This window comes from Serratia sp. N21D137 (assembly GCF_047530005.1).
In the GTDB taxonomy this organism is placed as follows: domain Bacteria; phylum Pseudomonadota; class Gammaproteobacteria; order Enterobacterales; family Enterobacteriaceae; genus Chania; species Chania fonticola_B.
On sequence record NZ_JBLJAJ010000132.1, the window covers coordinates 1 to 508 of the forward strand.

Sequence of the window (508 nt, forward strand, 5' to 3'; positions counted from 1 at the left end):
CACTTTGTGATTCATGACTGGGGTGAAGTCGTAACAAGGTAACCGTAGGGGAACCTGCGGTTGGATCACCTCCTTACCTAAAGATATGCAGTTGCGTGCAGTGTCCACACAGATTGTCTGATGAAAAGTAATGAGCAAAGCGCTACCTGTTGATGTAATGAGTCTTCTGGACTCATGCTGATACGAGAAACGGTTAAACCCTGGGTTTAATCGGATTTTGTGTCCCCATCGTCTAGAGGCCTAGGACACTGCCCTTTCACGGCTGTAACAGGGGTTCGAATCCCCTTGGGGACGCCATCCGATAATGAGTGAAAGACATTATCACCGGTCATTCGTGACTGATTATCTTAAAGATGACTCTTGAGAGTCGTGTTTAAGATATTGCTCTTTAACAATCTGGAACAAGCTGAAAATTGAAACATGACAGCTGAAACTTATCCCTCCGTAGAAGTATTGGGGTAAGGATTAACCTGTCATAGAGTCTCTCAAATAAACAGCACGACAGTGT

Annotated in this window: 1 tRNA gene and 1 rRNA gene; both read left to right on the forward strand. The window is 44.7% G+C overall.

What is annotated here, in order from left to right:
* Window positions 1-76, forward strand: a 16S ribosomal RNA gene (locus ACMV5H_RS25675); the annotation flags it as partial.
* A 145-nt stretch (window positions 77-221) separates the two neighbouring features.
* A tRNA-Glu gene (locus ACMV5H_RS25680) sits at window positions 222-297 on the forward strand.
* The last annotated feature ends 211 nt before the right edge of the window (window positions 298-508 follow it).